Below are 9,583 nucleotides of genomic sequence, written 5' to 3'. Positions count from 1 at the left end.
ACGCTTGCAAATACTTTCGCTTTGCTTGGGAATTAAACGATTAAAGTATTTAATACCTTTAATAAAGTAACTATGGTTAAAATTAAGAGGCCGAATGAGTTAATTTTTCATAAAAAAGATCAAAACACCCAAAATTTTCAACCGTTAAACACCAGATTTTAAAGAATTACGCTTTCGCGAAAGCGCACTCAATTTGACCACGCAACTAGCTAACAATCAATACACTCCTAAGGTTTTTTCCTACAATTTAATAAAGTAAAGAAATCTCAAGGAATCCCAGGAAAGCGTAACAAGGATTGATATTGTGAGAAATTCTAGAAAAATAGTACAAAAAAAACCCTTCAGTTTCCTGAAGGGTTTGTAGTAGCGGGAACTGGACTCGAACCAGTGACCTTCGGGTTATGAGCCCGACGAGCTACCTACTGCTCTATCCCGCGATGTAAATGTTATTTTTCAACTTGGCAAAGAGCCTGTAAGTAATAAGCTTACCTGAAAAACGTCCCTTTCTTTCGATTGGGATGGCAAATATACAACCATTCCGTTATTCCTGCAAGCTAAATTTGTGTTTGATGGATCGGCATAGTTAAACTATTCTCAAATGACAAGAGCTTAGGATATTAGCACTTGAAGAATGTATAACTTCAAAATAAAAAAATGGATACTAAAGTAAAAACCGAAAAATACCTTCAAAGCATTCTAGAGAAAACATATGATGCACAACGAGGTTATGCCAACGCCGCCGAGGTGACCGAAAATGTACAACTCAAACGTTGGTTTGCCCAACAAGGTGCCAGACGCACTCAATATGCCGCGAGCATCGCTGGCGAAATGAAAGGAATGAATGAACATCCAGAATTTGACGGCTCCTTTCAAGGTGATGTACACCGTAGCTGGATGAATATCAAGGCCGCATTAAGCAGCAATAAGGATGAAACCATTCTTGAAGAATGTTTAAGAGGTGAAAATGCTGCTGTAGAAGAGTATTCTCAAATTCTAGAACATAAAAACGAGCTGCCACAAACTATTGTAAGTGTCCTTGAAGCTCAAAAGGATGAGATAAAGGCCACCATCAACCATATTAAAAGACTTGAAGATATTGCAGACCATCTGGATGATTAAGAAATAAAAGACTCTATCAAAAGCCGCTCGAGGAGCGGCTTTTTTTTATTGGCCTATTTCTTTAGCTTCAAAATGGAGCAGTTCTCCTTCTTCAAATTGCACCGTGATTTCTATGGGGTTGCAGCACACCTCACAATCCTCAACATAGGTTTGTGAGTAAGCAGGATCCAGCAGCATACTTATTTCCTGCCAGCAGTGTGGACATGAAAAGAAGTATTCTATCATAAAGGCTGTGATAAAAGTTCGCCAGCCAGTTGCAGGAGCTGTATTTCTGCAAGCTTAGCAACATACTTTGCTTGATTGCGAGTGGTTCGGGCGTTGACCAGATTGATTTGGGCTTGACGTAATTCTATGCTTGTAATTTGTCCCAAGCGATAACGTTCTTGAGATCTATCAAAATTGTTTTGGTTGGTCTCTACGTTCTGGGTTTGCAAATTGTAAATAGCAATGGCATTTTGATAATTCCCACGAGCATTTGCTATGTCACGCATCACTTGCTTTTCAGTTTGCTGTAAACGCAGACGTTCATTTTCGGCAGTGATTTTTGCATTTCTAATGCCTGTGATGGAACGACCACCATCAAAAATGTCCCAAGTAAGTGTAGCGCCTAAATTTAGGGCATCACTAGTACTCGTCCTGGATGGGAAAAACGCGCTTTCTGGATCTTCTGCCCTATTCCAACCGTAGCTACCGCTCAGACCTATTCTAGGTAGCAGCAATGCTTTGGCGGTATTCACATCCCATTCGCTTATCTGGACATTGCTACGCGCGAGCATGAGGCGTACGTTATCATCCACTTCTTCCAAATAACTGATGACCTCTAATTCTGGCTTAAGAGTTACCAGCGTATCAACCGTAAATGCAGCGGCATCAATCTCTCGATTCATGACAAGATTCAGATCCCTTTTGGCATTTTCCAGGTTCTGTTTGGCGTTGAGGATATTGATGCTGTCTGTAGTGATATCAACTTGTGCATTGAGCACCTCAAGTTTATTGACCTGGCCGTATTCAAATTGATATTTGGCGCGCGTCTCTCTTTCTCGAGTATTGTTGAGTGTCTCTCTAAATATGCTTAGATTTTCAGTAAGCCGGGCAACTTCATAATACACTGTCATGAGCTGCACGGTGGTGCTTTCAACAACTTGTCTTACCTGCAGATCTGAAAGGTTGTACTGTTCCTGTAAAATCTTATAGTTATAGAATCTACCCAAACCATCAAACAGCAAATAATCTGCGCCTATGCTCGCATTATAACGCCGTGAAATTTGATCATTTAAAATTACGGGAGCTCTAGGCGGAACGAGCACACCGTTGTCATCCCTTGTCGAGCCAAATTCAGTTCGATTGTCCGTATTACTATAGTTCGCACCAGCGGTACCGGAAACAGTAGGCAGATAACCACTATTGAGTATATCCTTATTATTATCTGCAACCTCAAGTTGATTTTCAGAGATCTGGATATCAAAATTGTTTTGCAACATCAGCTCAACGGCTTGTTGCCTGGATAATAAAGGTTCTGGTGCTTGTTGGGAATTCGCTTTCGCGAAAGCGAACAAAATCACCATCAACCCAACTATTTGAAGCTTCTTATTCATCTTTCGTATCGTCAAATTCATCTAGTGCTTCCTCTTCTTTGGCGATGCTCGTGACAGATCGCTTACTTACTTTTTCTCCAGTACGCAACCAGTGGATCCATACTTTACTATTGTTCCCAAAACTGAGGAACAACGGCAGCAGCAACAAGGTCAAAACCGTAGCGATCCCTATACCATAAGAGATGGAAATTGCCATAGGTTTGAGGAATTGTGCTTGACGGCTCTTTTCAAGCAAGAGTGGCGCAAGTCCAGCAACGGTAGTCAATGAGGTCAAAAATATAGCGCGGAAACGACTCTTACCAGCCTCAAAAAGGGCATCGTCAAAGTCTAGTCCTTCTTCAATCAACGAATTGAACTTTCCAATAAGAACGAGTCCATCATTTACCATAATACCTATCAAGGCTATGATTCCCAGCATGCTCAAGATATTCACCGGGAAGCCATGAATCCAGTGTCCCCAAGCGACCGCCACAAAACTAAAAGGGATCAATAAAATCAACATAATAGGTTGCGTCCCACTACGGAAGGTAAAGGCAATCACAAAATAAATGATGAGTAAGACCAACGGAAAAATAAAGCTGGCGCTACTAGAAATCTTTTCCGCTTCACGGGCTTGTCCACTCAGGTAATTAGGTGAGATTGTTGGATACTTTTTCTGTAATTCTGGAATTATATTATCCTGAATATCAGTGAGTACATCTGTCGCGCTTTGATTAGGGTCCTTGAGGTCTGCACTCACGAGTATTTCCCTACGACCTTCTAAGTGGTTGATGACCACATCACCACGCTCAATGGTATAGTCTGCGATGTCCCGCAACGGCACTCGATCACCAGCTGGTGTCTGAATGCGCAGTTCATCCATGTCTTTGATACTGTTACGGTTGTCCCGTTCATAACGTACCCAAACCCGTATCTCGTCCTGGCCGCGCTGGAAACGTTGTGCCTCTTGACCAAAAAATGCAGAACGCACCTGGCTCATGACGGCTCTGGAATTAAGTCCCAACGCATATGCATTGTCATTCAATTCTAACTTGATTTCCTTGATTCCTGCGGGATCGTTATCCTCAATGTCCTTGAGCAACGGGTTTTGACTTAAGATCTCCTTGAAATCTTCGGTAGCTGCTTTGAGCTCCTCAATATTGTTACTTAACAACGAAACTGATACTGGACTACCACCAAAATTCCCTCCAGAACCAAAGTTCAAGGTCTCGGCGCCTGGAACGACACCTACCAGTTCCCGTAGCCTATTGGCAACGATGGGAGATTTTAATGCTTCTGGTCTGGTTTCTCCAGGCAATAGGTTAATGGATAAATTGGCCGAAGATGATGACGTTTGTGATTTGATAATATTCTCAAAAAGCATGACGCTATCACCATACACCTCATCGGTCAAATATTCTTCAGTTAATTCCTTATTGACGATTTGTGCCTTTTCCTGAATGGAGCTTATAATGCTGTCTGTAATGGATTCTGCAGTTCCATTGGGCATTTCCAATGTGACCGAAACCTGATCACTTGAAATTTGAGGGAATAAAGTTACTCCTATCACGCCACCACCAACAGAACCGATGGTCAATAGTAAGGCAGCAACAAAAAAAGCAAAGGTCAAAAACTGATTCTTCAAAGCAAATCGCAATGCTGGCGCATAAGCTTTATCGCGCATCCAGTTCATTGCCTTATCGCCATATTCATTGACCAGTCGCATTTTTTGGAATGCTTTGGCAATACCTTTTTTAGGTTTGTCAGACTTAGGTTGCAAGGCTTTGGAATGTGCCAAGTGAGCTGGCAAAATGATCAACGCCTCGACCAGCGAGACCAACAAGGTCAAAATTACAATGACAGACACCTCACTGAAAAACTCTCCTATCCTACCATCCAAAAACAAGAAGGTAGAAAAGGCCAGAATAGTGGTAATGATGGCACTCATGATAGGCGGAATAACTTCCATCGTCCCGTCGATAGCTGCCGTCACAGGATCCTTTCCGTCCTCATAATGCTGATAAATATTCTCAGCAATCACGATACCATCATCCACCAAAATTCCGATAACGATAATCATTCCAAAAAGAGATAACACATTGATGGTAACATCAAATTGCCCTGCAAAGATGAACATCCCTAAAAACGCAATAGGCAAACCAAAAGCCACCCAAAACGCCAATCTAGTGTTTAAGAATACCGACAGAAATAGTAATACCAGCAGCATTCCTATGATCGCGTTCTCAGTTAATAAAGCCGTTCTTTGATTTAGAGTAATGGATCGATCGCTAACCACATTGATTTGAACATTCGTAAATCGCTGATTGTACTCTTCAATATACTCCTTGACCTTATCGGCACTGCCTATGAGATCTTCGGCATTGGTACTGGTCACAGTCATGTTCACCGCACGCTCATCGTCAAAGTAGGATGCATTTGGAGATTCGGCAAATCGGTCGCGAACTACTGCAACATCTTTAAGGAATACCGTGGTTCCATCGGTACTGGTACGTACTGGAATATAGTTGAGCTCATCACCATAGTACGACCTATTATTAGCTCGTATTAAGTATTCTTCCACATCTGTTTTGATGTTCCCACCAGTAGTTAAGATGTTGGAGCTTGCCACGGCGTTTGCCACCTCTTGAAATGTAAGGTCATATCCCAATAAGGTGTTTTCATTAACTGCGATCTCAATCTCTTCGGCAGGATAACCGGTGATTTCAATTTGAGAAATCCCGTCAATACCTCTTAAGTCATTCTCCACATCTCTTGCCAATTGCTTCAAGGTGCGCAATGGCACGTTTTTACCGCTTAAAGCAAAGGTGATGGTAGGTCTGGACTCTTCTCTTTTTGCGACTACTAGTGGCTCCATTCCCACAGGATAGGACGGCACGCGGTCCACCGCATTCTTGACTTCCAATAGCATGAAGTCAATATTGTAACCTTTAATGATCTCGACCGTAATCGTTCCCGAATTCTCTCGTGAAGCTGAAGTCACCCTATCAATTCCCTCGATTCCTTTGAGATTATCCTCAATCTTAAGCACCACACCTTCTTCAATCTCTTGAGGCGATGCTCCAGGATAGGTCACGTTGATAGTTATGATTTTTGAATCTACTAATGGAAAAAAAGAAGATTTAAGCGACAACATTCCCAGAATACCAAAAATCGTAAATGCTGCAATAACAACATTAACCGCCACATGGTGTTTTATGAAATATGCAATGATGGATCTCATGCGTCTGTATTCCCTTCAGATGCGGTTGCATCAGTTTTACTCGCGTTATCCTTTTTTGCTTGCTCTTCGGTCTTTACGATCATGCCTTCATAGGCTCCAGAGACTGCTTGGGAAATAATGACGGTTCCGTTTTCAAGTCCTTTTAGAACCACGGTTTTATCAGAAAAGAATACTGGACTTACCTTTACCAGTTCCAGTTTTCCTTCACGCACGACAAACAATTGATTGGCACCTTGAAGAAGGCTGCGGTCCAATTCTACCGCATTTTCAATATTCTGTGCATCTAGGTTTGCCGTGAGATACATGCCTTCTTTGAGATCTTCATCCTTTACTTCTATCACTACCGATATGGTTTGTGAAGCCTGATCCACTTTTCCGTTGACCCTGGTAACTTCACCTTGATAACTCTTGCTACCTGAAATGTTATTTAAAAGCACCTTTTCGCCTATCTCCAGCAAATCAGCAAACTCTGCACTGATGGAAACCTGCATTTCATAAATACCGGTTTGAATAAATTCTCCTAATTGCTGACCGTTGCGCACAAGGGTTCCTTCTGTAACCATGGCATCAGTAAGCACACCAGAAAATGGTGCCGTGATGCGGTATTTTACCAGCCGGTTTTCTAGGTTTTTGATATTGTAAAAAGTGGTGTAGATATTTCTTCCCGTAATGAAATACTTTTCTCTGTCATTGACAGGATCTGGCAATGCTGGTGTGGTGCCATTCATATTCCAGTTATCCAGATAAGCCTGCCATTGACTGTAGGATTCTGGATAGTCCAGACGCAGATCAGGCATGATGGCCGTGATCTGATTATTGAGCGTGGCTCTAGAACTTCTTACCTGTGAATAGAACTCTGTATTATCAATAAGGATCAAGGTCTCTCCAGCGCGATACTTTTGTCCTGTTCTAAAGAGTTTGCCAGAGTTTCTAAAAACACCACTAACTTCTGCATACAACTCAATACGGCGCTTTGCCTGTAGGTTGCCATTTGCAGGAATCACAATAGGAATGGTAGAATTGCGGACGGTATCTGTCGTGACAATCTTAACTTCCTTTTTGACCTGTGGCTTGGGAGCCGTTTTACTGTCGATAATAAGCTTTGCACCTATGGCGGCACCAGCAATTATCACAACAGCGAGAATTATAAGAATGATCCTACGCATGAATTTGAAAAGCTAAAATTGATAACTAATAACCGCAAAACTAGGTTACCACTGCAAGCGTGACGTTAAGAAAACCTTAAAGCTGTTTATACAACTATTCTTTTAACCTAGTCCAAGGCATCTATTTCTTCAGATACTTCTTCCCACTTTTTCATCCATTCATCCAGCGATTTTTTCTTGGCCTTATACTTGTCAAAGAAAGTAGCATCTGCTGCGGTCTCTTCATAATTCGCTGCGAGATCTGCATCCATTTTTTTGATATCACGCTCTAGCTTATTGATCTCAGATTCAGCATTGGACAAACGGTTGTTGAGTGATTTGATCTTTTTTTGCTGCTCATAGGATGGTTTGCTGTCTGAGGTATCTCGCTTTCGCGAAAGCGAACTCGTCTCCACCTTAGTGCTCTTCTCAATCTCACGCATATCGCGAGCCTTGCGTTGCTCCAGATAATAATTGATATCGCCCAGGTACGAATGTAATTTATGATCGCGAAATTCATACACCAAGTCTGTCAATCCCTGCAAAAACTCACGGTCGTGAGACACCACGATCAAGGTGCCTTCAAACTTGACAAGTGCCTGTTTCAGGACGTTTTTTGATTGTATATCCAGGTGGTTGGTAGGCTCATCCATAATCAACACGTTGAATGGCTGCAGCAGAAGTTTACATAATGCCAACCTGTTGCGCTCACCACCACTCAGGACTTTCACCTTTTTCTCCACCTCATCACCACGGAATAGGAAAGATCCCAACATGTCTCGCACCTTAACCCTATTGCTATCGTCTGCAGCGTCGATCATGGTATCCAGTATGGTTTTCTCTCCATCCAGATATTCGGCTTGATTTTGTGCAAAATAGCCCAACTGAACATTGTGTCCCAGGTTGACTTTACCCTTGTAATCCTTGATGTCTCCTACAATGATTTTGGCCAGTGTAGATTTTCCCATACCGTTTTGACCTACAAAGGCCAGTCTTGTTCCACGTTCCACCATCAGGTCGATGTTGCGCAGTACGTTTTTATCGGCATAGGACTTCTGGATCTGTTCCAGTTCCAAAACAATTTTTCCAGGCTGTATGGACTGGGAAAAATTGATGTTCATGGCAGCATTATCCACTTGATCCACCTCGACCACATCCATTCTATTGAGCTTCTTGACCAGTGATTGCGCCATGGTGGCTTTACTGGCTTTGGCCCTAAATTTCTCAATCAGTTTTTCTGTGCGCTCAATTTCCTTTTGCTGATTCTTGGCCGTTGCGGCTTGCTGCTCTCTAAGCTCTGCACGCAACTCCAGAAATTTCGAATACGGTTTTGGGTAGTCATAGATGCGACCTAGGCTTATCTCAATAGTACGATTGGTCACGTTGTCAAGAAACATCTTATCGTGGCTCACGATCACCACGGCACCAGGATAGGTTTGCAGGAATTGCTCCAGCCAAAGTATGGAGTCTATATCCAGGTGGTTGGTAGGCTCATCCAGCAGCAGGATGTCGTGCTTTTCCAACAGCAATTTTGCCAATTCAATCCTCATGCGCCATCCACCAGACAGCTCGTCTGTAAGCTTGTCAAACTGTTCTGGTTTGAAAGCGAGACCTTTCAGGATTTTTTCGGTTTCACCTTTGTACTGGTAACCGCCAATGATCTCGTACTCATGAGTGAGGTCGCCTATGGACTGTATCAATTCCATATAGGAATCAGATTCATAGTCCGTTCTTGTGGCTAGTTGTTGGTTGATTTTATCCATTTCGGCTTCTATGGATCTCGCTTTCGCGAAAGCGGTATACGCCTCTTCCAGCACCGTTCTACCCATTTCAAAATCGATGTCCTGTCTAAGGAACCCTATACTCACATCTTTCTCAATCGCGAGCGAACCTTGATCTGCAGGAATATCGCCGGCTATGACCTTAAGCATCGTGGATTTTCCAGCTCCATTTTTTCCTATCAAGCCCACGCGATTGCCTGCGTTGAGCCTAAAAGTTATTTCTTCAAAAAGCGGTTCGCCGCCAAAGCTGACGTGCAAATCATGGATGTTAAGCATAGTAAAATTGTATCTTTGCAAAGATGCATCTATCAAAATGAACGCTAAAGTTTTCCCATGCTAAAAGGCACTAAAATCTACAGTATTTTTACCGGCACATGTCCTGTATGCCAGGAAGAATCCATGTACACCAGCAGCAATCTCTACAAACCGAGTAAAACCCAAGAGATGAACGAGCGCTGCTCTCATTGCGGGACTAAATACAAGATTGAGCCTAGCTTTTTCTATGGCTCCATGTATGTAAGTTATGGTGTAGGCGTGGCGATTGCTATTGCGACTTTTGTGATCACCTACTTTGTATTTAACATGACGCCGCTGAGTATCTTTTTTGTGATCATGGCGGTGATGATTCTGGGACTGCCCATTATCATCAGGCTTTCTCGTAATATCTGGATCAATATATTTATGGATTACGATCCTGAAAAGGCTAGCAAATAGCTCTAGAAT

7 protein-coding genes and 1 tRNA gene are annotated in these 9,583 nt (G+C 42.5%); 2 read left to right on the top strand and 6 right to left on the bottom strand.

Annotated features, from left to right (window positions below):
- Positions 1 to 364: 364 nt before the first annotated feature.
- Positions 365 to 437: transfer RNA gene (locus tag AAU57_RS05315), tRNA-Met, on the bottom strand.
- 217 nt (positions 438 to 654) lie between these two features.
- Here AAU57_RS05315 and AAU57_RS05310 point away from each other — a divergent pair.
- Positions 655 to 1,119, top strand: a complete 465-nt coding sequence (locus AAU57_RS05310) for a ferritin-like domain-containing protein (protein ID WP_055411929.1) — start codon at positions 655 to 657, stop codon at positions 1,117 to 1,119.
- Between the two features lie 45 nt (positions 1,120 to 1,164).
- On the opposite strand, the gene AAU57_RS05305 is transcribed toward AAU57_RS05310, so the two are convergent.
- From AAU57_RS05305 to AAU57_RS05285, 5 genes are all read right to left on the bottom strand, one after another.
- Entirely contained in the window at positions 1,165 to 1,344 is a 180-nt protein-coding gene (locus AAU57_RS05305) for a CPXCG motif-containing cysteine-rich protein (protein WP_055411928.1), read from the bottom strand.
- Positions 1,341 to 2,714, bottom strand: a complete 1,374-nt coding sequence (locus AAU57_RS05300) for a TolC family protein (RefSeq protein WP_055411927.1) — start codon at positions 2,712 to 2,714, stop codon at positions 1,341 to 1,343. Before AAU57_RS05300 ends, AAU57_RS05305 begins: the two co-directional genes overlap by 4 nt.
- Positions 2,707 to 5,934, bottom strand: a complete 3,228-nt coding sequence (locus AAU57_RS05295) for an efflux RND transporter permease subunit (RefSeq protein WP_055411926.1) — start codon at positions 5,932 to 5,934, stop codon at positions 2,707 to 2,709. Before AAU57_RS05295 ends, AAU57_RS05300 begins: the two co-directional genes overlap by 8 nt.
- A complete protein-coding gene (locus AAU57_RS05290) occupies positions 5,931 to 7,100 on the bottom strand; it encodes an efflux RND transporter periplasmic adaptor subunit (protein ID WP_055411925.1) in 1,170 nt (389 codons plus the stop codon). Before AAU57_RS05290 ends, AAU57_RS05295 begins: the two co-directional genes overlap by 4 nt.
- A gap of 107 nt (positions 7,101 to 7,207) precedes the next feature.
- Positions 7,208 to 9,136 (bottom strand): ABC-F family ATP-binding cassette domain-containing protein, encoded by a 1,929-nt coding sequence (locus AAU57_RS05285; protein ID WP_055411924.1) that lies wholly within the window; start codon positions 9,134 to 9,136, stop codon positions 7,208 to 7,210.
- Positions 9,137 to 9,193: 57 nt separating this feature from the next.
- Between AAU57_RS05285 and AAU57_RS05280 the strand changes: the two genes are divergently transcribed.
- Entirely contained in the window at positions 9,194 to 9,574 is a 381-nt protein-coding gene (locus tag AAU57_RS05280; protein ID WP_055411923.1) for a DUF983 domain-containing protein, read from the top strand.
- Positions 9,575 to 9,583: the final 9 nt, after the last annotated feature.

Source organism: Nonlabens sp. YIK11 (genome assembly GCF_001413925.1).
Classification (GTDB): domain Bacteria; phylum Bacteroidota; class Bacteroidia; order Flavobacteriales; family Flavobacteriaceae; genus Nonlabens.
This window is presented reverse-complemented; position numbering and strand designations above follow the sequence as displayed.